Source organism: Dyella thailandensis, assembly GCF_050749815.1.
Lineage (GTDB): Bacteria > Pseudomonadota > Gammaproteobacteria > Xanthomonadales > Rhodanobacteraceae > Dyella_A.
This window is the reverse complement of the sequence record NZ_CP192735.1, coordinates 3931455-3953679: the sequence shown is the minus strand read 5'-3', so window position 1 is coordinate 3953679 and position 22225 is coordinate 3931455. Positions and strand designations below refer to the sequence as shown.

Below are 22225 nucleotides of genomic sequence, written 5' to 3'. Positions count from 1 at the left end.
CAGGTCGCTCAGGGCTGACCGAGCGTGAAGTTGATGCGGTTGGTCAGCGTGCTGTCCACCGGCTGCCCGTCGCGGGTGGCCGGCTTGAACTCCCAGCGTTCGACGGCGTCGGTAGCGGCGCGCTCGAACACGTGCCGCGGCTGGGCGTCGACCACCTTGACGTTCGAGGTGCGACCTTCCGCGGTGACCGTGAAGCTCACCACGACGAAGCCCTCGGTGCGCGAGCGCTGCGCCGGCGTCGGATAGCGCGGGTTGACGCTGCGCACCAGCACCGCCGGCGTCGAGGCGGGAGCCGCCTTCACCGGTGCCGGCGTCGTCGGGGTCTCCGTCGGCTGGCTGGCGACCGCGTTGCCGGCAGGCGCTGCCGGCTTCTTGGTTGCCGCCGTCTGCTGCTCCTCGGCTGCCTTGTCGGCCGCGGCCTTTTCCTCGGCGGCCTTCTGCGCGGCCAGTTGCTGTTGACGCTCCTGATCCAACGCCTGTTGCTGCTCCTTGTCGAGCAGCTTGCGCTGCGCGTCGAGCTTGGAGCGCAGGATGGTCAGCGTGAAATTGGCCGGATCGGCCTTGGCCAGCAGGTCGATCTCGCGCTGCGCCTCGTTGAAGTTGCGCGCATTGATCGCCTGCTCGGCGGCGCTCGCTGCAAACGGGAAGGTCTCGCGCAGGGCGTCGGTCGCCACCGGGTTGCCCGGCTCGCGCTCGAGCACCTTGAAATAGAACTCGAAGGCGTTGTTGCCGGCCGGCGCCAGATAGCGCTGGTCGTTCATCGCCTTGCGTGCCTCCGCCAGCAGCTGGTCGGTGCCCATGGCTTCGACATTGGCCGGCGGCGGCGGCGCCACGGTGCCTGGCGTGACCGGCGTCGAGGGATGCCCACCGGCATCGGACAGCACGATCTCCTCGTGCGGCTGGATGATCAGAAACCAGGAAGCGATCGCCAGCACGACGATGACGGCAATGGCGACCAGTGTGACGGGCCGGACGGCTCCGCGCGCGCCTCGGCGCGCCTCGAGTGTGATTCGGGTATCCATGATCTCTCGCTGAGTGGCATCAGATACCCGCGCTTTTTCCCCCCGTAAATCCAGGAGCGACGCCTTCCCCAGGTCAGTCGCGGCGCGGATGTGCGAAAGGTAACCGCATTGCGGGATGACGGCAAACACGTTGCAGCCCGCACCGCGCAGGAACGACCTTAGATTTTGCGTCCCCCAAAACGAAGCGTCCCGGCACGAGGGCCGGGACGAATCGCTTTCGAAGGGTCTCCCCGCGCTGGGCACCGCGGGGAAACAAATCCGAACAAAACTTTCTTGTTATAGGTGTACTTACTTCTTGGTCTTGGCGGTCTTGGTGGCCTTGACCACCTTGGCCGGAGCAGCCTTCTTGGCGGCAGCCTTCTTCGGCGCGGCCTTCTTCGCAGCAACCTTCTTGACGGCGACCTTCTTCACCGCAGCCTTCTTGGCAGCGGCCGGCTTCTTGGCGACAGCCTTCTTGGCAACCTTCTTCACGGCGGCCTTCTTGGCAGCCGGCTTCTTCGCCACCGGCTTCTTGGCGGCAACCTTCTTCACGGTGGACTTCTTGGCGGCCTTCTTGGCGGCCGGTTTCTTTGCAGCGGTTTTCTTGGCAGTGGCCATGGTTCGTCTCAGCTCCTCATCAGTTGGCAGTGGTTGCCCAGTAAAAGCGTGAAGGAACGCCTCGACCAGCAAATCGCTGTTGGTGGCGTGCCTAAGATTGTTCACCTGGCGGTGGGTGCGCAGATCAGAAAGAAGCCGCAGGACATGCAGTGGAATCGAGACGGTGATCTTGCGTACCGCGCCGGCCTTCTCACCGTGGTCGACATAAGGCTTGACGAACTTCACTGCTGCCATAACACCTGTTCCCCAGAATCTGATGCGAAAGCTATTCCTGAAGATTTCGGCTGTCAATTGATTTTCGGCGTTCGCAGACCGCCCAAAATCCCGCCCCAGCCGGCCCGGAAGCCTCGCCACGCAAGGGGTTTGGGAAAATCGCCGACCGACAGATATGGACGTCTAGACGTCCATACAAATAAATCATGTAATGTCACAAGAACCCGGGAAGCCGCGCCCCACAACGGTTTCCCGCTTCCACGTTCGCAAGTCATCGATCGACTGCGAAAATTTTCCTCTCACACCAAATGCTTGGCGACACCCTACGACGCCCTCCAGAAATGCATGAATGGAAGACGACCGAGCCGCCTGCAAAAAGAAAAAATATTTTTGCCTGACGCACCCGACGGGTAGCACACCCCCTCCCCGGCGGCATCGAAATCAACCGATCACGCGACGAGTGCGTGGAGCAAAAACGACGACGGCCGCATGCGCGGCCGTCGTCCATCACCGAGGCAATCGATCGCTCAGTGATCTTCGTTTTCGATCTGCTCGGCGTACGCATCGGCGTCGAGCAGCTCGTCGAGCTCGGCACGATCGCTGGCGCGCACCACGAAGATCCAGCCGTTGCCGAAGGCATCCTCGTTGATCATCTCCGGCTTGTCGGCGAGCGCTTCGTTGACCGCCACGATCTCGCCGGAGACCGGCGCATAGATGTCCGATGCCGCCTTCACCGATTCGACCACGGCCACGCCGTTGCCGGCCTGCACGCTGGCACCGATCTCGGGCAGCTCCACGTACACCAGGTCGCCAAGCGCAGCCTGCGCATGGTCGGAAATGCCCACGCGGATCAGGCCGTCGTCCTCGACGCGGGCCCATTCGTGGGATTTGAGGAATTTCAGATCGCCGGGAATCTCGCTCATGATGGGGTCCAGTCGTTGCAGTGGGTAGGAGGTGGACGCGGCGATTCTAGCGCGTCCATCCGTTGCCGCCGATGTCGGATCGGCGGGAAGAATTCAGATGCCGTCGCAGGGCTTGCCGTCGCGCACGAACGGGTACTTCACCAGGCGCACCGGTAGCTCGCGTCCGCGGATGTCCACGCGGACGTCGCCGGGCTCACCGGCTGGGATACGCGCGAAGGCCACCGCCTTTTCCAGCGTCGGCGAGAAACTGCCCGAGAGGATCTCCCCCTCACCGCGCGCGGTGAGCACCTTCTGGCCGTGGCGAAGCACGCCCTTGTCGTCGAGCACCAGGCCGACCATCACACGCTTCACGCCTTCGGCCTTCTGTTGCTCCAGCGCGGCGCGACCGATGAAGTCGCGGCCCTCGTCCAGCGCGATGGTCCAGCCGAGGTTGGCCTCCCACGGCGAGACATCCTCGTCCATGTCCTGGCCGTACAGGTTCATGCCCGCTTCCAGCCGCAACGTGTCGCGCGCACCGAGGCCGCACGGCTTCACGCCCGCGTCGGCCAGCGCCTGCCACAGCGCCACGGCATGTTCCTCCGGCACGATGATCTCGAAGCCGTCTTCGCCGGTGTAGCCGGTGCGCGCGACGAACAGCGGCATACCGTGCGGCCCCTGCGCGGCCGCCGCGGCGAACTTGCCCAGCTTCTCGATGCGCGGACGATCGCCTTCGTGCAGCAGCCCGATGACCTTGGCGCGCGCATTCGGCCCCTGCACCGCGATCATCGCGAACTCGGGGCGCTCTTTCACCACGACGTCGAAGGCCTTCGCCTGCGCCTCGATCCAGGCCAGGTCTTTGTCCCGGGTCGCCGCATTCACCACCAGGCGGTAATGCGCGTCGTCGAAGAAGTAGACGATCAGGTCGTCGATCACGCCGCCGCGCTCGTTGAGCATGCACGAGTACAGCGCCTTGCCGCTCACCTTGAGCTTGTCGACGCTGTTGGCCAGCAGGTGGCGCAGGAAGTCGCGGGTGCGCGGGCCGTGCAGGTCGATCACCGTCATGTGCGAGACGTCGAACATGCCGGCGTCGCGGCGCACCGCGTGGTGCTCCTCAATCTGCGAGCCGTAGCTGATCGGCATGTCCCAGCCGCCGAAGTCGACCATGCGGGCGCCGAGCGCGCGATGGGTGTCGTTGAGTACGGTCTTCGCAGTCATGGGAGTGCGCCTGGGGAAAGGGGTGATTATCGCCGCCCTCCGGTACGGCGAGCAACGCAGCGTTTCTCTTCGGGGATGGGCGAGTGGTCTCGCGGTGCGGGCCGGTCGCGCACAGGGTGCGCTCCCACAACTGCTCAGCCGGGATGCGACATCCAACCGAAGACGTGTCGCGCACAGGGCGCGCTCCTGCAACGGCTCGTCCGGCTAGGAGCTCACCCTGTGAGCGACAGATGCGGGCACCCGGCCGATGACCTGTCGCGCGCAGGACACGCCCCTACCGCAGGATGTGCCGGAACGTCAGATTGAGGCGCGGCGCGCTGACGCGCGCCATCCGCGGTAGTGCATGGCGGTAGTGGCGCTGGGTGTCGCCACCCATACGCAGCAGGCTGCCACGCGCCAATTGCAGCTCGTGGGTGCGGGTGTCGCCGGCGCGTGCGCGCAGCAGAAAGCGTCGTGTTTCGCCCAGGCTCAACGAGGCGATTACCGGGCGAGCGCCCAGCTCCGGCTCGTCGTCGCTGTGCCAGCCCATCGCGTCGCTGCCACTGCGGTAGAGATTGGCCAGCACGCTGTTGAATGGCGCGTCGCAGGCGCGCTCCACGCGTGTGCGCAGGTCGGCCAGCGCGGCCGGCCAGGGTTGCGGTTCGAAGCGCGTGCGCGAGTAGACATAGCTGGCGCCAGGGTCGCCAATCCAGCAGCTCAGCCGCGGCGACGCCACCTCGCGACCGAACATGCGGATGCGGTGATTTTCCCAGGGGATCGCCGTCAGCAGCTTGGCGAGCAGCGCATCGGCTTCCGCCGGTGCCAGCCAGCCTTCGATGATGGCCAAGTCTGCGCCCGGCAACGGCAACGCCTGCCACGCACCGTCGCCCATCACCGTCGACTCAGGCGATCGCCGGATACACCGGCTCAGCATCGAGCGTGGCGGCAACCACGCTGGCCAGTTCCAGCAGACGCAGGTCCGAACCACGCGCGCCGACCAGCTGCAGCCCGATCGGCAGGCCATCGGGCAGCGTGCCCATCGGGATGCTCACCGCCGGGCAGCCGGCGAGGCTGGCAAAGCTGGTGAGGTCGGCGATCGAATCCGGCGCCGGGCCGTCGAGCGGAAAAGCGCCCTGCGGCGTCGTGGGCAACACCAGCACGTCCACCTGCGAAAACAGGCGCCGCATCTTCAGCGTGGCGGCGTCGAGCACGCGATCGGCGTTGGCGTAATCGCCGGCGGATTTGCGCGCCGCATAGTCGAGCATCTGGCGGAAGCGCGGCGACACCGGCTTGTCGGTATTCGCCAGGTCGGCGGCGAAGGTGCCCAGCATCTCCGCCTCCATCAGCAGCAAGCCGGCGCGCCGCGTGCGGGCGAAATCCCAGTCGCTGAAATCCACTGTGCGCCGCTCGCCCAGTTCGCGCGGCAGCTTTTCCATGGCGGCATCGAACACCGCCCGCACCTTGGGCGACACACCCACCGCGCCGAGATCGGGGAGCAGGCCGGCACGCAGGCGGCCCGGCTCCCAATCCGGCAGGTCGAATGCCACGCGGCGGCGGCGCGAGCGCGCGTCGTCCGCGTCGTAGCCGGCCAGCACCTGCAGCAGCACGGTGAGATCGTCCACGCCGCGCGCAAGCAGGCCCACGGCATCCAGACGACGCGCCGCCGGCACCAGACCACGCGCGGAAATTTCCCCGTGCGTGGGCTTGAGCGCATACACGCCGCAGTAGCTGGCGGGGATGCGGATCGAGCCGAGGCTGTCCGATCCCACCGCCGCCACGGCCAGTCCTGCGGCCACGGCCGCCGCTGCGCCACCGGACGAGCCGCCCGCGCTGTAGCCGTGGCGATAAGGATTGTGGGTGGTGCCGAAATGCGGGTTGTCGGTGAGCGCGCCGAGCGCGCCCTCGTCCATGTTGGTCTTACCGATGAGCAGGGCACCGGACGCACGCAGACGCGCGACCACGTGCGCATCGTCCTCGGCCGGTGCTTCGCGCCCCGGCAACCCGGCACGGGTCGGCCAGCCGGCCACGTCGAAGTTGTCCTTGAGCGCGATCGGAATGCCGTCGAGCCGGCCCATCACGCCGTCGCGTCGGCGCTTGCCGGCCGTGCGCGCCTGCTCCTGCAGCAAACTGCCGCGCACGTCGACATAGGCGTTGAGCTGCGGGTCGATGCGCTCGATCGCCTCCAGATACACGTCCGCCAGTACCTGCGGCTGCACGCGATCGGCCGCCAGCCAGTGCAGCAACTGGCACAGCGTGGCGCGGCGCATGTCCCGTTCGGCGATCGGCGGTAACGAATTCATGCGGGCTCCCTGTATGTGCTGTGCCGGGATTATCGCCGCCCGGCGTGAAGCGATTGCAAGCGGTGGCGCAGCACGTTTGCCGCGCGGCACGCGAAAACGGACAATGCGCGTCCTGATCGATACCCGCGCGCACGGTCTGCCCGCGCGCCCGCACGAGACGATGGAGCCAGCGATGAGCGAACGCGAGACGATGGAATACGACGTGATCGTCGTGGGTGCCGGCCCCGCGGGGCTGTCCTTCGCGATCCGCCTCAAGCAGCTCCAGCCCGACACATCTATTTGTGTGATCGAGAAGGCTTCGACCATCGGCGCCCAGATCCTTTCCGGCGCGGTGATCGAAACCGGTCCGCTCGACGCGCTGCTGCCCGACTGGCGAAAGAATCCGCCGCCGATCTGCGTGGACGCCAAGGAAGACGAGTTCTGGCTGCTCAGCAAGACCGGCGGGCGCAAGCTGCCGGTGCCGCCGGGCATGAACAACCACGGCAACGTGATCGTCTCGCTGGGCGCCATGTGCGCCTGGCTGGCGCCGCAGGCCGAAGCGCTGGGCGTGGATGTGTTCCCCGGCTTCGCCGCCGCCGACACCTTCTATAACGAGGACGGCTCGGTCGCCGGCGTGCGCATCGGCGACATGGGCGTGGCGAAGGACGGCACCCACAAGGCCGGCTACACCCAGGGCATCGACATCAAGGCCAAGGTCACCGTGCTGGCCGAAGGCGCGCGCGGCAGCCTCACCAAGCAGCTGATCAAGCGCTTTGCGCTGGACAAGGACAGCGACCCCCAGGGCTACTCCATCGGCATCAAGGAGCTGTGGCAACTGCCGGCCGGGCGCGTCACGCCGGGCAAGATCGTGCACAGCTTCGGCTGGCCGGCCGACACGCGCACCTACGGCGGCAGCTTCCTCTATCACCTGGACGGCGACCGCGTGGCACTGGGCTACGTGAGCGGCCTGGATTACACCGACCCGAACTACCAGCCGTGGGAAGCCTTCCAGCAGTGGAAGAACCACCCGATGATGAAGCCCCTGCTCGAGGGCGGCACCATCCTCTCGGCCGGCGCGCGCGCCATCGTCACCGGCGGCTATCAGTCGTTGCCGAAGACCGAGATGCCCGGTGCGCTGCTGATCGGCGACACCGCTGGTCTGCTCAACGTGCCCAAGATCAAGGGCACGCATCAGGCGATCCGCAGCGGCATGCTTGCCGCCGAGCACCTGGCCGCCAACGACCTCAAGCCCGCCGGCTTCGACGCGAAGCTGCGCAGCTCGGAAGTGATGGCCGAGCTGAAGAAGGTGCGCAACATCAAGCCCGCCTTCAAGAAGGGCCTGTGGTTCGGCATGCTCAACGCCGCCTGGGAAACCGTCACTGGCGGCGCCTCGCCGTGGACGCTGAAGAACAAGGCCGACTGGTCATCGCTGCACAAGCTCGGCGAGCAGGAAGAACCGAAGCGCGACTACGTGCAACGCGAGTTGCCGCCGCGCGACCGCCTCGCCAGTGTCTACTTTGCCGCCACCGAGCACGACGAGGACCAGCCGATCCACCTGCACGTGGCAGATACCTCGATCTGCGTGACGAAGTGCGCCGAGGAGTACGGCAACCCGTGCACCCGCTTTTGCCCCGCCAACGTCTACGAGATCGTCAACGACGAGGCGGGCAAGCGCCTGCAGATCAACGCCGCCAACTGCGTGCACTGCAAGACCTGCGACATCAAGGACCCCTACCAGATCATCAACTGGGTGACGCCGGAAGGTGGCTCGGGGCCGAATTATCAGAATCTCTAGTCCACGGCGGCTCCATGTACCTCGACACCCTGCAATGGCGTGCCCAAAGGTTGCGCTATCTCTTTCAGCGCATCCGCGGCAGCATGGCGCAGCGAGGGCTACGCGGCACGGTGGCGCGCGTGGCACGCGAATTTCAACCGCGGCCATCGCAGGATGACTCCCTTTCCTTAGCCCCGCTCGATGTTCCTTTCGCGCCGTTTGCGGTTCCGGCGTCGGATTCGCCCGAAGCCACTGTGATCATCCCCGTCCATGGCAAGCTGGCTTGGACCCTGGCGTGCCTGCGCTCGATTGCAGCGCATCCGCCCATCGTTCCTATCGAGGTGCTAGTGGTCGACGACGCCTCGTCGGACGGCAGTGCCGAGATTCTCGCCCGCGTGCAGGGGCTGCGCCTGCTGATCAACCGGGAAAATCTTGGGTTCATCGGCAGCTGTAACCGCGCAGCTGCTGATGCAAGGGGGGCTTTCCTGTTTTTTCTCAACAACGATACCCAGGTGACCCCCGGCTGGCTTGATGCCCTGCTGGAAACCTACCGTGAAGAACCCGGCTGCGGCATCACCGGCAGCCGGCTGGTCTACCCTGACGGACGCCTCCAGGAGGCTGGAGGCTTGGTCTACTCGGACGCCAAAGCCTGGAACGTAGGGCGTTTCGATCGCCGAGACGATCCGCGCTATCTGTATCGGCGCGACGTCGACTACGTCTCCGGCGCCTCGCTGCTGATCAGCAAGGCGCTTTTTGACGAGGCTGGGCGCTTCGATGCGCGCTACGCTCCGGCCTACTGCGAGGACATGGACTTGGCGTTCGCAGTCCGCGCACTCGGCCACCGCGTCATCTATGAGCCGCGCAGCATGATCGTGCACCACGAGGGCATCAGCTCGGGCATCGATCCATTCGCCGGTGTGAAACAGCACCAGCGCACCAATCTGGAAATCTTCAAGGCTAAATGGGGAGATGCACTGCAGCGCCAGCCACGCCCAGACGTGCCGGTAGAGCGGGCAATTCAGCGCGAAGCCAAACACATATTAGTTATCGACGCGCTGACTCCCGACCCCACGCGCGACGCGGGCTCGGTGCAGGTAATCAACATCATGAAGCTGCTGCGCAGTATGGGCTGGCGCGTCACCTTCATGGCCGACAACCGGCAAGCGGCTCCGGACGAGATAGCGCTGCTGGGACGACACGGCGTGGAGGTACTCTGCAAACCGCAGTCGCCTTCGCTCTCTCGCTGGCTCAAGCGCGAAGGCGCCAGCCTCGACGCCGCCATGCTGTGTCGTTACTACGTGGCCGATACCAACCTACCGCTGTTCCGGCGCCTTGTACCGAATGCAAAGGTGCTGTTCGATACCGAGGACTTGCACTTCGTCAGGGAAGAGCGAACAGCCAGGCATCTGGGCAGTGCGGCGCTTTCACGGCAGGCCGCGGCGTCACGACGTCGAGAGCTGAACCTGGTGCGGCGGGCCGACGCCACCTTGGTGGTGAGTCCGGTCGAACAGAAGCTGTTGCTTGAGGCCGTACCCGGCGCCAAAGTTTTGCTGCTTCCCAACATGCACGAGGTCCCGGGCAGCCGCCGATCATTTAGCGAGCGCAGTGGACTGGTTTTCGTCGGTGGTTGCGGGCATCCGCCCAATGAGGATGCGATCCGCTGGCTCATTGACGAGATCTGGCCGCTTCTGCATGAAAGGCGCCCCGAACTCGTACTGCATCTGGTGGGTGACATATCCGAACGTCTGCGGCGGGAATTTACTCGCGATGGTGTCGTCATCCATGGCCGGGTGCCCGATCTCGAACCCTGGATGCAGGGCAGCCGCGTTGCGCTGGCTCCGCTGCGCATCGGGGCCGGTGTGAAAGGCAAAGTGAATACCGCGATGAGCCACGGGTTGCCTGTGGTCGCCACCTCCGTGGCAGCCGAAGGCATGGGGCTGCAGCATGGCGTCAATGCCTTGCTCGCAGACGAGCCATCGAGGTTCGCCGACGAGGTGATCAAGCTGAACGACGATCAGGCCCTCTGGGAGCGGCTTTCGGCTGCCTCAGCGGAGCACGTTCGTTCCCATTTCTCCCTCTCCGTGGCGCGCGCCGCGCTGGAACGAGCGTTCGATTGAGCCTCCCGCGCGAGGCATCGCAGAGCTAGCACCAAGCAGGGGTTTGGTATCATTCAGCGTTTGCGCCTTCCGGTGAGGGCGCCCGTCATCCGAGGTATATCCATGAAGATTCTGGTCGGCTACAAGCGCGTCGTGGACTACAACGTCCGCATCCAGGTGAAGCCCGACGGCACCGGCGTGGTGACCGACGGCGTGAAGCTCTCCGCCAATCCGTTCGATGACATCGCCCTGGAAGAGGCCCTGCGCCTGCGCGAAAAAGGCGTGGCCGACGAGGTCGTGGTGGTGGGTATCGGCCCGGCCGACCTCACCGCGCACTTGCGCAACGGCCTGGCCATGGGCGCGAACCGCGCCATCCACGTGGTCACCAGCGAAGCCGTTCAGCCGCTGACCGCCGCGCGCACCTTCCTCAAGCTGGTGGAGAAGGAGCAGCCCGGTCTGGTGCTGATGGGCAAGCAGGCGATCGACGACGACGCCAACCAGACCGGCCAGATGCTCGCCGCGCTGTGGGACCGTCCGCAGGCCACCTTCGCCAGCAAGCTGGAGATCGCCGACGGCAAGGCCACCGTGACGCGCGAAGTCGACGCCGGCCTGGAAGTGATCGAAGCCGAGCTGCCCGCCGTGGTGACCACCGACCTGCGCCTCAACGAGCCGCGCTTCATCAAGCTGCCGGACATCATGAAGGCCAAGTCCAAGCCGATCGACACGATCGAATTCGACTCACTGGCCGTCGAGTCGCACGACCACCTGAAGACCACGCATTACGCGGCACCAGCCAAGCGCAGCAAGGGCGTGATGGTGAAGGACGCCGCCGAACTGGTCGCCGCGCTCAAGCAAAAAGGCCTGCTGTAAACCCCATCATCCGTAGGAGCCCGCTCGCGGGCGATGCTGTTGCTCCTGATCCACAGCGAAGCGAGAAGAGCATCGCCCGCAAGCAGGCTCCTACATGGAACACCGGAGACACCCATGAGCAAGATCCTCGTCATCGCCGAGCACCTGCACGGCAAGCTCAACCCGGCTACCGCGCGCGCCGTGAGCGCTGCAATCGCCGTCAAACCCGAAGCCATCGACGTGCTGGTGCTCGCAGACAGCGCCGATGCTATCGCCGCCGAGGCGGCCAAGATCGAAGGCGTCAGCCGCGTGCTTACCGTCGCCAGGCCCGAGAATGCCCACGCGCTGGCTGCCGTACTGGCACCGCAGGTGGCCAAGGCCGCCGCCGGCTACAGCCACGTGTTCGCCCCCTCCACCACCTTCGGCAAGGACCTCGCCCCGCGCGTGGCCGCCCTGCTCGGCGTGGCCCAGGTCAGCGACGTGATGAGCGTGGAAGGTGCACATTCCTTCAAGCGCCCGATCTACGCCGGCAACGCCATCGTCACCGTGGAGGCGAACCCGGATCACACCGTCGTTGCCACCATCCGCACGGCGTCGTGGTCCGCCGCGGCCATGGGCAACCAGGGCGCCCCAATCGAAGCACTGAGCGTCGACGCCACCCTGCCCTCGCATACCCGCTTCGTGGAACTGCAGCAGGGCAAGAGCGACCGCCCCGACCTGCAGAGCGCCAACAAGGTCGTATCCGGCGGACGCGGCGTCGGCTCGAAGGAAAACTTCGACATCATCTACAAGTTCGCCGACAAGATCGGCGCTGCCGTGGGCGCCTCGCGCGCTGCCGTGGACGCTGGCTACTGCCCCAACGAAATGCAGGTGGGCCAAACCGGCAAGATCATCGCCCCCGAGCTTTACATGGCCATCGGCATCTCCGGCGCCATCCAGCACCTCACCGGCATCAAGGACGCCGGCACCATCGTGGCGATCAACAAGGACGGCGAGGCGCCGATCTTCGAGGTAGCTGACATTGGCCTAGTGGGTGACCTATTCAAGATCCTTCCGGAGCTCGAATCCCAAATCTGAAACAGCGGACTCAACTAACTGCAGGAGCAGCGAATGCGAAAGATAGGGATCTTCGGGTCAGGCGGCTTCGGGCGCGAGGTACTTTCGCTCCTGGATCACGCTGGCTTAGGCAACAAAGTCGCCTCGTTTTTCGAGACTGACGAGATATGGAAGGACCGCACTGTAAGCGGCCTCCCTGTCCTTCCTCTATCCCAATTTGATCCTGCGAAGACAGAACTGGTATTGGCGCTAGGCAATCCAGCGGCCCGCCGCGCCGTTCGCGATTCGCTGCCACCAGAAACACGGTATCCGACGATCATCCACCCGACGGTGGTGCAAGGGCGCTCGATAGAAATCGGTACCGGAGTAGTGATCTGTGCCGGATGCATACTCACTTGCGACATACAAATCGGCGCGCACGTACAGCTCAATCTTTCCACTACGGTCGGGCATGACTGCTCGCTGGAGGACTTCGTAACGACAGCGCCCGCTGTCAACATAAGTGGTCGGTGCCAGATAGGTACCGGCACGTATATGGGAACCAATGCGTCTCTCAGGGAAGGACTCTCGATTGCCGCTGAGTCGGTCATCGGAATGGGAGCCGTGGTCGTCTCCTCAATTTCTCGCGCTGGCATCTTCGTCGGAAATCCTGCAAAAAGTCGATCTGTATGATGCGCGTTGTCCCTCTAGCCCAAAAAGCGCTAGCCTTTTTCGTCCAAGCCTTCGCCTCCGAGAAGGTGCGTTTTATTTTGGCTGGGGGATGGAACACGGTTGCCGGCTATCTCATTTTTGTGGGGGTGCACATCCTCTACGGGACACAATTGGGTGCCCTTGGAACCATCGTAGTTTCTTACGCAATAGCCTTGCCTTTGGCATTCCTGGTGCAGCGCCTCTTTGTTTTTCGTGCCAGAGGAATGTGGCTTAAGCAATTCATGCGCTTTACGCTTGCGAACAGCACTGTTGTAATAGCCAACTCCATATTCTTACCGATAGCGGCATCCATAACTCATGCAGATCCGCTCCTCCTCCAGGCTCTCTTTCTCGTAATTTCGGCAGCCACCAGCTACCTCGCACACAAGCACTATTCCTTTGCCGGACACCCATGAAAAACAAGATCTCGCTCCTGGTCCCCCGCATGCCTACTGCGGATCAGATTGTCCCCTATCTCCAGGAAATCGATTCCAATAAGCATTACACGAATTTCGGCCCCTTAAACAAGCGGCTAGAAAAGCGGGTGATTGCAGACGTTGCCCCCCACCTCAATGAGGACAACGTCACCACTGTAGCGAACTGCACCATCGGACTAGAACTCGCCCTTCACGCTCACGGCCTCGCCCCTGGATCGAGGGTATTAGTGCCCTCGCTGACCTTCGTAGCGACTGCGACGGCGATCATTCGAGCAGGGATGACGCCTGTGTTTGCCGATGTCGCGAGAGATACGTGGGCACTTGAACCTGGCTTAGCTGAGTCGTTTATCGGCGACGTAGACGCCGTGATGCCCGTTAGCACCTTTGGCTATCCGCAGGACGTGGAAGGCTGGGACGATCTGAGCGCTCGGTACGGGAAGCCCGTTTTGATTGATGCAGCTGGCGCATACGGCAATCAAAAAGTGGGAAAGGTCTCAGACGTCATATTCAGCTTCCATAGCACCAAATCATTTGGCGCGGGAGAAGGTGGCGTGGTGATCTCCCCTTCGGCAGAACGTATCGCTACCATGCGGCGTCTGTCTAATTTTGGTATAGACACCTCTCGTGCCCTGCTGGTCGATCTGGGCACTAATGGGAAAATGAGTGAGTACCATTGCGCCGTCGGGCTTGCGATGTACGACCAATGGGATCAGATCCAGTTGGCCAGACGAGCGCTTCTCTCACAGTACCGTCGGGTGCTTGCTGTCACTTGTCCGGAAATAGAATTCCAGGTCAAGCCGGACGCTGGAGTATACCCAATCCTGCCAGTTCTCCTGCCAATTGGCAGCAGAGCTGTTGAGGTAGCCGAGATCTTAAAGGAAGACGGTATTGAAACTAGGCGCTGGTATTGCCCCCCTGCTCATCTACATCCAGCCCTAAAGGGCTATCCGTCCACGGGCGCCCTCGGGGTCAGCGAAGACCTTGGTGAAAGAATCCTCGGACTTCCATTTCACCTCGACCTGTCGGCGGAGCAGATCGATTTTGTCGCCAGCAGCTTGGCGAGAGCGATTTCTGCGCATGGAGCCAAACTTCCATGAGCCTTATCAGCTATGTCGTGCCGGTCTATAACAACGCTGGCTCCATTCGCCTGACGTGCGAAGCCATCCAGAGCCTCTTTAGTGGGGGAGCGATGGGCGACCACTCCTGTGAAATCATCCTTGTCAACGATGGATCAAAAGATGGATCGCTCAGGGAAATGCAGCAAGCGGCGGAAAGTTTTCCCAATGTAAGAGTGATTACGTTCACTCGTAATTTTGGTCAGCTGGCTGCAATAACTGCGGGCTACGAAGCCGCAACTGGCGACGCCATCATAAATATTTCCGCAGACTTGCAAGACCCTGTCGAATTGACCATTGACATGGCACGAGCCTGGGAGAAGGGCTCGGAGGTTGTCGTCGGTTATCGGTCGGATCGAGAGGATTCGCTGGGCGCACGCCTATTTTCCCGCTTGGCTTATGGCGCATTGCGACTATCAAACCCCAATATTCCCGCCGGCGGGTTCGACTTTGTCCTTCTGAGCCGCCGCGCCCTTGGCTTATTCCTCAGTTACCGAGGGCGCAATCGCTTTTTTCAGGGCGACATCCTTTGGGCTGGCTTGGAAAGCACTTTCCTTCCTTACGTCAGAAAAAAAAGGACCATTGGGAAGTCGCAATATAACTTCAGCAAGAAATTGAAACTCTTTTATGATTTCCTGCTAGATGGCTCGTACCTCCCCATCCGACTGATGTCTCTCTGCGGCGCCACATGTGCCATTTTGGGAGTTCTGTACGCTATCGTTATTATAGTGTCCTGGGCTTTCGGCAACACCCCGTTTCTCGGTTGGGCACCGATAATGGTAGCTATTCTACTAGTTGGGGGCGCGATCATGTTTATGCTGGGAGTTATCGGCGAATATCTATGGCGCATCCTTGATGAAATTAAAGGAAAGCCTCTATATGTCGTGCGGCATGCCGGTGATGTAACCGAAGGGGAGGCAGAAGACGGCTAATTGATTCGAGCTGCAGCACCATCCTACTGCCGCGCAATCAATTCGATTCACCTACCAAGACACGCAAGTGCGCTCAAAAAATTACATCATCGCCGCAGCAACCCTTCTGCTATTTGCCACGTGCGCCTTAGCCTTTTGGCGATTCTTCCCGTGGAGGCCGCACGTATTCTACGGCGACGATCTCGACTATTTACTCTCTTATCTCGATGGCAAGTGCGCAACCCGAGGCACCGCCATTCTGACAGCCGTATGTCACGAGCGATTCCGGCCCGTCTCTCTTGAGCTGGTCTTGGTACTAATGAGGATTTTTGGCGACCATGTATCCGCCTATGCCGTCGCTGATATTGGCTTACAAGGTCTAATTGGACTCGCGACATTCGCGATCTGTTGGAAAATTAGCCATGGAAACTGGATTGCGTCGCTAAGCCTCGCAGCAGCCGTAACGCTGTCACGATTTGCAACTTATCTAGCCACTCAGGTTATCGGACCTGTGGAGGGAGTCCCGTTACTACTTACCCTCTGCGCAATTTATGCTCTGCTTGCGATGGAGCGGAGCCAAAAGCCGAGCCTCGCCGTCGCGTTGAGCGCGGTGGCGGCCAGCCTACTTGCAACTTTCGCGCACGAGCGATTCATAGTAGTGCCGGTATGGCTAGCCATCGCGCTTTACTTCATCACGAGTGCCGCAGTGATTCCTCGGGTGCGCAAATGGACGTTAATTTTAGTCAGCGCCTTTGTCCCGGTACTCTATATAGCCTATAAACAAGTGGTACTGGGCACCACGTTTCTCATAGGCACTGGCGGGACGCACCTAGCATTCGCACCTTTCCGAACAGTGGAGAACGGGCTCCAAGCCCTGTACTCATTATTCGGCTTCAATTCTGGGCCAGACTATTTGATTGGCACTCCGGTCGTTGCCGGAAGTGAGATGTCAAGCCTAGCATTCCTTTTTACGTCTCTATGGGTATTTATTTTTGTCGCCGGCGTCTATTACGCGACGAGAAAGGAGCCAGCCAGCGACGGTCGTGACCCTAAATACAAGACCATGTGGGCGATTCTCATACTGTTACTTGCCGGCTTTCTGATAGCTCCGGCACTACTAACCATCAGACTGGAGCAAAGATGGATTTTTGCGAGCTTCGTTTTAGGCATGCTCATTCCGGCCTGGGCGGTGGGGAATGCCCAACCCTTAGGCCGGATACTGCTCTCGGCGGCTGTTGCACTATTGAGTCTAACGTCGATCATGCTCGATGGTGACATCATGAAGAGCTACGGGAACGTATTCTTCGTATCGTCTGCAAATTTTGCAGAGGCGGCTAAACGCGATGTCGCTGATGCAAGCTCGAGGCAAGAGGGCCCCGTGGCATTTCTTGCCAATTCGTCTCACTGCGACTGGACTCTCCTTAACGGCGAGTTCTTTAGGCTTTATGGAGGCACATCACGCCCTGTATATTGCTTCGACTCACTTGATTCAGCGGCCACGGCAAAATTGCCGAGATCGACCCGCCTTTATGCATCTACACCGACTGAGCTAGTAGACGTTACGGACGAGTTGCGTCGCCTGAACCAGCTTAATCAAAGGGATGTTATCGTTGATTTCATTAAGCGATTTAAGGAAGGATCGCTAAATGACACGCGTGACGTCGAAACTCCCTCGCGCAGGGGGGCGTTTCTCATGCCGTGGAACACCGTTACAGGAGAGCGAGAGACGCTCACTGTACTGTCAGGGTTCTCATATAAATATGATCAGCTCTCAGTTCCCTCAGGCGGAGCTCTCGTTTTCGATATCGGGATGGTATATCCCAGCCCGCAATCTGCCCGCGCGATAATAACTGTCGCTTATGCAGACCATTCGGAGGTAATATTTAAACGGGACCTCCGTCCTCCTACAAGAGGTGCTTCGCTCAGATTCGCTCCCGTCTCTCTATCGCTTGAGAAATTCAGCGGCCGCGTTGTGTCTGTATCGTTCTCGGTTGAGTCTCCCGGCGGAAACTCATCGGGCCACTGGGTCGCGTTCGCTGGGCCGCGCCTTATAGCGGATAGAGATCACTCGCAATGAGGTCTGCCTGGGAATTCATCAGACATACGGCTTTGGAGCTGCAACAGGTGTTATCGCCGCGCGACAATGATTAGCTGTTCGTCTCCGATGTGTCCAAACGCTCTTGACCAATAAGACTCTACCCGCGCCTCTTGGAAGCCAATCTCTCGTAACTCCTCCACCAGCTGCCAGCCAAAGTGGTAATAGCAGAGAATTCCTCCTTGAGGGTCTACTGGATCGCCATGATATTCGGGGGGCAAAAGATGCTCGAGAGTGCCGTCCTGAGCGATTTGTGCACGAACTATATTTCTCTCCGAAAGCAAGGAGAACGGCACGGAGAGCATTAGTCCACCTCCACTCTTAAGAACTCTGTAGAACTCTTTTAGCGCCTTGCGATAATCCGGCACGTGCTCCAAGACATCAAAGCTCAGGACATGATCAAAGCATCCGTCTCCGAAGCTAAGCGACGTGATGTCTTCGTGACGAATGCCAACGGCATTGAGGGCTCCGGGCACCGCCGCCTCGCCAAGGAACTCGCTCATCGTTACTTTTTTGAAGCTGCGAGCCAGATATCCAGCTAGGGGCGTGACCTGCTCGGTGAGATAAATCGAGGAGCTTTTGGCGGCTATCTGCGAAATCAGCTGCGCACTCAGCCGCAATCGATTGTTTAGCCCGCAACCTGCGCACACGAGGCGCTCGCGCCAGTTGACGTCAACTCCGTTCGAATACAGCCGGTCGTAGCGAAAGGTGCTTCTTTTTGCGCACACCCAGCAGACCCCAGCGAGCGCATCGTCCTCTTTCATGTCGTTTTGCAGCATATTTTCCATATGCCTACGCTCTTTAAAAAGCTCAAAGTGCGTTGCCAATGAGCTTTGGCAGTCTACGAATGAGCTGAATCTCATTCTCCAAAGATCACATGGCGAACCGGCAAAGCTTGTAGGGCGAACTCTTAACCTCGCTAATGAATCTTGCGCGAGGCGGCTCATGCGAGTTCGCAGTCCGATAATTTGCGACCTGATTCTTCTGATCACGGTCTACATCCTCGAATATCCAAGATTGGATTGCTCAGCGGTGACGATTCAGCACAGGTTGACTTTTCAACCATAGCAGCTTGCGGGCAATTTGGCCGCCATAGACGAACGCAGGGCACCATGCAGAAGCCAAGCGCTTGACAAAGGCCGAATCAATGTCCATGGTCTCTCCCTGATTAGCCGCGTGGCGCGTCCTCTCTCACAGTGCGCTGGCGCCTAAGGCCATCACGTGGCGGTGTAGTGGCGACGTCCCCCCGGTTTTGAGTAGCACTGCCGTTTGGAGTCCAATCCCCCAACCGAAGGAGATTGGACGTGAAGAAGCGCTTTTCCGAGGAACAGATCATCGGCTTCCTGCGTGAGGCGGATGCCGGCTTGCCGATCAAGGAGCTGTGCCGCAAACACGGCTTCAGCGAGGCCTCCTACTACCTGTGGCGCAGCAAGTTCGGCGGCATGAGCGTGCCGGACGCCAAGCGCCTGAAGGAGCTGGAGACGGAGAACACGCGGCTGAAGAAGCTGCTGGCCGAGCAGATGCTTGAGAACGAGGTGATCAAGGACGTCCTGCGAAAAAAACCGTAGGCGCACCGGCCCGGCGAGCGTTGGTGCGCCAGATGATCGACAAGGGGTTGAGCGAGCGGTGCGCGCTGCGCGTGGTGGGCATGAGCGCCAGCGCGTACCGGTATCAGGCGCAGCCAGACCGCAACGTGGCGCTGCGACGGCGGATCGTGGAGCTGGCGCAGCGGCACAAGCGCTACGGCGTGGGGATGATCCACCTGAAGCTTCGGCAGGAGGGCGGCGAGCCGGTGAACTACAAGCGTGTGGAGCGGTTGTATCGGGAGGAACGGTTGCAGGTACGCCGGCGCAAGCGGAAGAAGGTGCCGGTGAGCGAGCGGCAGCCACTGTGTCGTCCATCGGCGCCCAACGAGGTGTGGTCGATGGATTTCGTGTTCGATCGCACCGCCGACGCCCGCGTCCTCAAGTGCCTGACCATCGTCGACGACGCCACGCATGAGTCGGTGGGCATCGAAGTCGAACGAGCCATCTCCGGGATCGACGTGACGCGTGTGCTGGATCGCCTGGGCGTCATTCGCGGCCTGCCCAAGACCATCCGCACCGACAACGGCAAGGAGTTCTGCGGCAAGGCGATGGTCGCCTGGGCGCACGAGCGCGGCGTGCAACTGCGCCTGATCGAACCAGGCAAGCCGAACCAGAACGCCTACATCGAATCGTTCAACGGACGTCTGCGCGACGAATGCCTCAACGAACACTGGTTTCCCAGCCTGCTGCACGCCCGCACCGAGATCGAACGCTGGCGGCGGGAATACAACGAGGAGCGACCGAAGAAGGCGTTGGGCGGGCTGACACCCGCCGCCTACGCGAAGCAGTTAAAGTAATTCCGGACTCTAAACCGTCCCGCTACTCAACGCGGGGGGACGTCGGTGGACTGCTGACTTGTCCAATGTGGCGTAAGTCCCGTACTCGCCCGTTGGCTCGGTGAGCGCATCTTCGGGTAAACCGATCCGGTGTTTGTGCGTTTGCTGTCGGCGTCTCCTGCTGAGACGGACCTTTCTTTGTTGAGCCTCACCGGCCCAAGCACGGGTCTTCACTAGCCGACCGGCTGGAGTCGGGGCCTGTGATGGGCGACCAGCTCCCCGCAGTGCCCTCCCCTTCCATTGATGGGAGATGAGTTTGAACAGTTTTGAAGGAGGCGCCGCGTTTCTAAGAGGCGCTAAGCGGTTGGCCTGGATTGCTCTACTCTGCTTGGTGCTTCTTCAGCTCGCATGGATGGCCGATCGCCAGTCCATCGGCGTCGCGCTGGACTCTTACGCGTTCACCTACGGGTACGTGGTTAACGCCATACCGGCCATAGCCGTCTTCCTGTTCCTGTTGGCGTTGTGTAACCGGATTGTGCTGTCGACCGCTCTCTCGGCGGCGCTGCTGGGCGCGATTTATGCCGCCAATGCGCTGAAGCTTCGGTACCTGCACACGCCGGTGCTGTTCAGCGACGTCTACATCCTGCGAAATATGCACGTGGCCACACTCGAGCTGCTGGCGAACTACGTAGGGGGCTGGTATGCCGCGACAGCGGTACTCGTGGCGCTCGTCGCGCTGATCGTCTGGGCGATAAGGCGAGAGACATCATATTTCCCGCCAAGGAGTTTTTCCCGGCTGGCAATCGCCCTTGCTTCGCTGGCCTCCATGTACGGCCTTGGAGCTGGAGCGGGCTGGGTAGGACGCGTGTACAACGCGAACGCCCTGCGCGTTGTGGCCTGGGCCCCCATGGACAGCATCCTCCACTCCGGCCTGCTGAGCTCCATCGCTTACACCAGCGCCGAACGTATTCGAGCGCTGAAGGTTCCGGTCGACACCGCCGCCGTGAAGGAATTGCGCTCCTTGCCTAGCCCTCCGGCCGCCGCGCCGTTGACCGTAGGAACTACGCCGGACATCGTCGTCATCCAGAGCGAGTCGTTCTTCGATACGTCCATTCTCAAGAATGTCGGCAGCACAGACGCGGAGCTGCCGAACTTGAAGCGGGCTTTGGCCACCGGACTTGGCGGCACCATGAAGCCGCCCACTTTCGGCGGTGGTACGCTGAGGACCGAGTTTGAGGTGCTCACGGGCATTCCAATGGCCGCCTATCCGGACATCGGCTTCCCTTATCTACAGATCACCAAGCCCAAAATACCCAGTTTGGTGCGCGTTGCGCGCAATGCGGGTTACGCCACGGTCGCCATCCACGGCAATGCTGGCAATTTCTGGAACCGGGCCAAGGCCTTCAAGTCCATCGGGTTCGACCAGTTCGTGACGGCGGCTGAGTTCCCAAAGAACGCAGCACGCGAAGGGTGGTACTTCGCCGATTCGGCCATGACTGATCAGATCATGGCCAAGCTTCAGGACGCCACGAAACCAACGCTCGTGTTTGCCATCAGCATCGAGGGCCATGGGCCGTACATGAAAGTTCCGGTGGGGGATCCTCACCGCAGGGACGCGATCGCCGCACCCGAGGGTCTCGGCTCAAAAGGCATCCGCGAATATCGCAATTATATGTATCACATCGAAGATGCCGACCAGCAACTTGGGCGACTGTGGAGCTTCCTGGAAGCCCGCAAGCGCCCCTATATCCTGGTCTTCTATGGCGATCACCTGCCTGGCCTACAGCACGTCTACGACAGCGGCTTCGACAATGGCCAGTCCGGACCAGATCAGTTTGTCCCGTGGTTCATCGTGGGCGACCGATCGACGCAGACCACGAAGCACATCTACTCGTGGATGTTGGGCGGCGAAATTCTTGGTGCCGCAGGGATCCGCCCTCCCCTCTATTACCAGTTGACCGGGAAGGCGGAGCAGCAGCTAGCGGATCCGGGGCAGGCTGAGGCCGCTACCGAAGGCATTTACTCTGCCGCCCGCCTTTACCTGAATGGCCGACTGCGAGACGGCACTAAGCAAGCAAGATGAGGATCACTATGCATCTGCCGCGCCTCACGCGGAATGGTCACTTCTGGCTGTCTAGCGCAGCCTACGTCATCACCAGCTCGGTGATCTTTTTCTTCGGTGTCACCGCTGCGGGCCGCCACGCCTCTCTTGAGCTCACGCCGGCTTCCTTTCCCGTGTGCCAAGGCCCCAACGTCCGAGTGCATGTCCGGTGGAACGCAGCCTCTAGTACGCACAAATCCATCAAGATCTTTGTGCATGGGGCGGGCAACGCGCCGAAGCTCTGGTTCAGCGGCGCACCGCTCGGTGAAACCGTGACCGGCAAATGGATGGCCGATGGATCGACGCTTGACCTCACTGACCACAACGGCAAACTGCTGGCGCGTAGGACGATGGTAACCACTCTCTGCGCGCAAAGATGAGCTATCCCCGTCGAGGGAGGTTAGTGGGCTGCGCCGACCACATCTTCAGCACACTTCCCACCTGGCGCTTGGCCCGTGGAGTGATACCCGATCCACGGAGAGGTCGAAGCCACGGCCTTGCATCGACCCGGACATTCTGAAGAGTTCGAGCG

Annotated in this window: 20 protein-coding genes; 12 read left to right on the top strand and 8 right to left on the bottom strand. The window is 61.5% G+C overall.

The window, feature by feature from the left end; all coding sequences use genetic code 11:
* Positions 1 to 8 precede the first annotated feature (8 nt).
* From ACQVBX_RS17985 to ACQVBX_RS17960, 6 genes are all read right to left on the bottom strand, one after another.
* Complete coding sequence (locus ACQVBX_RS17985) at positions 9 to 1022, bottom strand: energy transducer TonB (protein ID WP_431638228.1); 1014 nt, start codon at positions 1020 to 1022, stop codon at positions 9 to 11.
* Positions 1023 to 1310: 288 nt separating this feature from the next.
* Positions 1311 to 1853, bottom strand: coding sequence for a met regulon transcriptional regulator MetJ (metJ, locus tag ACQVBX_RS17980; RefSeq protein WP_431635832.1), 543 nt, complete (start codon positions 1851 to 1853; stop codon positions 1311 to 1313).
* A gap of 506 nt (positions 1854 to 2359) precedes the next feature.
* Positions 2360 to 2755, bottom strand: coding sequence for a glycine cleavage system protein GcvH (gene gcvH, locus ACQVBX_RS17975; protein ID WP_431635831.1), 396 nt, complete (start codon positions 2753 to 2755; stop codon positions 2360 to 2362).
* Between the two features lie 93 nt (positions 2756 to 2848).
* Positions 2849 to 3949: a glycine cleavage system aminomethyltransferase GcvT gene (gcvT, locus tag ACQVBX_RS17970; RefSeq protein ID WP_431635830.1), complete on the bottom strand. Its 1101-nt coding sequence runs from the start codon at positions 3947 to 3949 to the stop codon at positions 2849 to 2851.
* Between the two features lie 274 nt (positions 3950 to 4223).
* The gene (locus ACQVBX_RS17965; protein WP_431635829.1) at positions 4224 to 4820 is read right to left on the bottom strand and encodes an alpha-ketoglutarate-dependent dioxygenase AlkB family protein; all 597 of its coding nucleotides are present in this window, start codon (positions 4818 to 4820) and stop codon (positions 4224 to 4226) included.
* A 10-nt stretch (positions 4821 to 4830) separates the two neighbouring features.
* Positions 4831 to 6228, bottom strand: a complete 1398-nt coding sequence (locus tag ACQVBX_RS17960; RefSeq protein ID WP_431635828.1) for an amidase — start codon at positions 6226 to 6228, stop codon at positions 4831 to 4833.
* Positions 6229 to 6400: 172 nt separating this feature from the next.
* Between ACQVBX_RS17960 and ACQVBX_RS17955 the strand changes: the two genes are divergently transcribed.
* The 9 genes from ACQVBX_RS17955 to ACQVBX_RS17915 all read left to right on the top strand — a co-directional run bounded on the left by ACQVBX_RS17955 (position 6401) and on the right by ACQVBX_RS17915 (position 17212).
* A complete protein-coding gene (locus ACQVBX_RS17955; protein WP_431638227.1) occupies positions 6401 to 8002 on the top strand; it encodes a 4Fe-4S dicluster domain-containing protein in 1602 nt (533 codons plus the stop codon).
* Positions 8003 to 8016: 14 nt separating this feature from the next.
* On the top strand, positions 8017 to 10098 hold the full coding sequence (locus ACQVBX_RS17950; protein ID WP_431635827.1) for a glycosyltransferase: 2082 nt from the start codon (positions 8017 to 8019) through the stop codon (positions 10096 to 10098).
* A 102-nt stretch (positions 10099 to 10200) separates the two neighbouring features.
* The gene (locus ACQVBX_RS17945) at positions 10201 to 10947 is read left to right on the top strand and encodes an electron transfer flavoprotein subunit beta/FixA family protein (protein WP_431635826.1); all 747 of its coding nucleotides are present in this window, start codon (positions 10201 to 10203) and stop codon (positions 10945 to 10947) included.
* A gap of 114 nt (positions 10948 to 11061) precedes the next feature.
* Positions 11062 to 12003 carry an electron transfer flavoprotein subunit alpha/FixB family protein gene (locus tag ACQVBX_RS17940; RefSeq protein WP_431635825.1) on the top strand — a complete coding sequence of 314 codons (942 nt, stop codon included), beginning with the start codon at positions 11062 to 11064 and terminating at the stop codon, positions 12001 to 12003.
* A 33-nt stretch (positions 12004 to 12036) separates the two neighbouring features.
* Positions 12037 to 12654: a NeuD/PglB/VioB family sugar acetyltransferase gene (locus ACQVBX_RS17935; RefSeq protein WP_431635824.1), complete on the top strand. Its 618-nt coding sequence runs from the start codon at positions 12037 to 12039 to the stop codon at positions 12652 to 12654.
* Complete coding sequence (locus ACQVBX_RS17930) at positions 12651 to 13088, top strand: GtrA family protein (protein ID WP_431635823.1); 438 nt, start codon at positions 12651 to 12653, stop codon at positions 13086 to 13088. Before ACQVBX_RS17935 ends, ACQVBX_RS17930 begins: the two co-directional genes overlap by 4 nt.
* The gene (locus tag ACQVBX_RS17925; protein ID WP_431635822.1) at positions 13085 to 14206 is read left to right on the top strand and encodes a DegT/DnrJ/EryC1/StrS family aminotransferase; all 1122 of its coding nucleotides are present in this window, start codon (positions 13085 to 13087) and stop codon (positions 14204 to 14206) included. Before ACQVBX_RS17930 ends, ACQVBX_RS17925 begins: the two co-directional genes overlap by 4 nt.
* Positions 14203 to 15156: a glycosyltransferase family 2 protein gene (locus ACQVBX_RS17920; protein WP_431635821.1), complete on the top strand. Its 954-nt coding sequence runs from the start codon at positions 14203 to 14205 to the stop codon at positions 15154 to 15156. Before ACQVBX_RS17925 ends, ACQVBX_RS17920 begins: the two co-directional genes overlap by 4 nt.
* Before the next feature lie 298 nt (positions 15157 to 15454).
* Positions 15455 to 17212, top strand: a complete 1758-nt coding sequence (locus ACQVBX_RS17915; RefSeq protein ID WP_431635820.1) for a hypothetical protein — start codon at positions 15455 to 15457, stop codon at positions 17210 to 17212.
* Between the two features lie 50 nt (positions 17213 to 17262).
* Here the strand turns inward: ACQVBX_RS17915 and ACQVBX_RS17910 are convergent, their stop codons facing one another.
* Both ACQVBX_RS17910 and ACQVBX_RS17905 read right to left on the bottom strand, forming a co-directional pair.
* Positions 17263 to 18018, bottom strand: a complete 756-nt coding sequence (locus tag ACQVBX_RS17910) for a class I SAM-dependent methyltransferase (RefSeq protein ID WP_431635819.1) — start codon at positions 18016 to 18018, stop codon at positions 17263 to 17265.
* A gap of 238 nt (positions 18019 to 18256) precedes the next feature.
* Positions 18257 to 18385: a hypothetical protein gene (locus tag ACQVBX_RS17905; protein ID WP_431635818.1), complete on the bottom strand. Its 129-nt coding sequence runs from the start codon at positions 18383 to 18385 to the stop codon at positions 18257 to 18259.
* 149 nt (positions 18386 to 18534) lie between these two features.
* Between ACQVBX_RS17905 and ACQVBX_RS17900 the strand changes: the two genes are divergently transcribed.
* The 3 genes from ACQVBX_RS17900 (at position 18535) to ACQVBX_RS17890 (ending at position 22073) form a co-directional block, all read left to right on the top strand.
* Positions 18535 to 19613 (top strand): IS3 family transposase gene (locus tag ACQVBX_RS17900; protein WP_431634034.1). Its coding sequence is split into 2 segments (ribosomal slippage): positions 18535 to 18793 and positions 18793 to 19613, totalling 1080 coding nucleotides; the frame shifts between segments, so codons are not numbered across the junction.
* Between the two features lie 289 nt (positions 19614 to 19902).
* Positions 19903 to 21675, top strand: coding sequence for an LTA synthase family protein (locus ACQVBX_RS17895; RefSeq protein WP_431635817.1), 1773 nt, complete (start codon positions 19903 to 19905; stop codon positions 21673 to 21675).
* Between the two features lie 8 nt (positions 21676 to 21683).
* Positions 21684 to 22073: a hypothetical protein gene (locus ACQVBX_RS17890; protein WP_431635816.1), complete on the top strand. Its 390-nt coding sequence runs from the start codon at positions 21684 to 21686 to the stop codon at positions 22071 to 22073.
* The last annotated feature ends 152 nt before the right edge of the window (positions 22074 to 22225 follow it).

Coding starts and splice junctions, on each gene's coding strand:
- ACQVBX_RS17985 (WP_431638228.1), bottom strand. CDS start 1,022: ATGGATACCCGAATCACACTCGAGGCGCGCCGAGGCGCGCGCGGAGCC.
- metJ (WP_431635832.1), bottom strand. CDS start 1,853: ATGGCAGCAGTGAAGTTCGTCAAGCCTTATGTCGACCACGGTGAGAAG.
- gcvH (WP_431635831.1), bottom strand. CDS start 2,755: ATGAGCGAGATTCCCGGCGATCTGAAATTCCTCAAATCCCACGAATGG.
- gcvT (WP_431635830.1), bottom strand. CDS start 3,949: ATGACTGCGAAGACCGTACTCAACGACACCCATCGCGCGCTCGGCGCC.
- ACQVBX_RS17965 (WP_431635829.1), bottom strand. CDS start 4,820: ATGGGCGACGGTGCGTGGCAGGCGTTGCCGTTGCCGGGCGCAGACTTG.
- ACQVBX_RS17960 (WP_431635828.1), bottom strand. CDS start 6,228: ATGAATTCGTTACCGCCGATCGCCGAACGGGACATGCGCCGCGCCACG.
- ACQVBX_RS17955 (WP_431638227.1), top strand. CDS start 6,401: ATGAGCGAACGCGAGACGATGGAATACGACGTGATCGTCGTGGGTGCC.
- ACQVBX_RS17950 (WP_431635827.1), top strand. CDS start 8,017: ATGTACCTCGACACCCTGCAATGGCGTGCCCAAAGGTTGCGCTATCTC.
- ACQVBX_RS17945 (WP_431635826.1), top strand. CDS start 10,201: ATGAAGATTCTGGTCGGCTACAAGCGCGTCGTGGACTACAACGTCCGC.
- ACQVBX_RS17940 (WP_431635825.1), top strand. CDS start 11,062: ATGAGCAAGATCCTCGTCATCGCCGAGCACCTGCACGGCAAGCTCAAC.
- ACQVBX_RS17935 (WP_431635824.1), top strand. CDS start 12,037: ATGCGAAAGATAGGGATCTTCGGGTCAGGCGGCTTCGGGCGCGAGGTA.
- ACQVBX_RS17930 (WP_431635823.1), top strand. CDS start 12,651: ATGATGCGCGTTGTCCCTCTAGCCCAAAAAGCGCTAGCCTTTTTCGTC.
- ACQVBX_RS17925 (WP_431635822.1), top strand. CDS start 13,085: ATGAAAAACAAGATCTCGCTCCTGGTCCCCCGCATGCCTACTGCGGAT.
- ACQVBX_RS17920 (WP_431635821.1), top strand. CDS start 14,203: ATGAGCCTTATCAGCTATGTCGTGCCGGTCTATAACAACGCTGGCTCC.
- ACQVBX_RS17915 (WP_431635820.1), top strand. CDS start 15,455: ATGAGGATTTTTGGCGACCATGTATCCGCCTATGCCGTCGCTGATATT.
- ACQVBX_RS17910 (WP_431635819.1), bottom strand. CDS start 18,018: ATGGAAAATATGCTGCAAAACGACATGAAAGAGGACGATGCGCTCGCT.
- ACQVBX_RS17905 (WP_431635818.1), bottom strand. CDS start 18,385: ATGGACATTGATTCGGCCTTTGTCAAGCGCTTGGCTTCTGCATGGTGC.
- ACQVBX_RS17895 (WP_431635817.1), top strand. CDS start 19,903: ATGAGTTTGAACAGTTTTGAAGGAGGCGCCGCGTTTCTAAGAGGCGCT.
- ACQVBX_RS17890 (WP_431635816.1), top strand. CDS start 21,684: ATGCATCTGCCGCGCCTCACGCGGAATGGTCACTTCTGGCTGTCTAGC.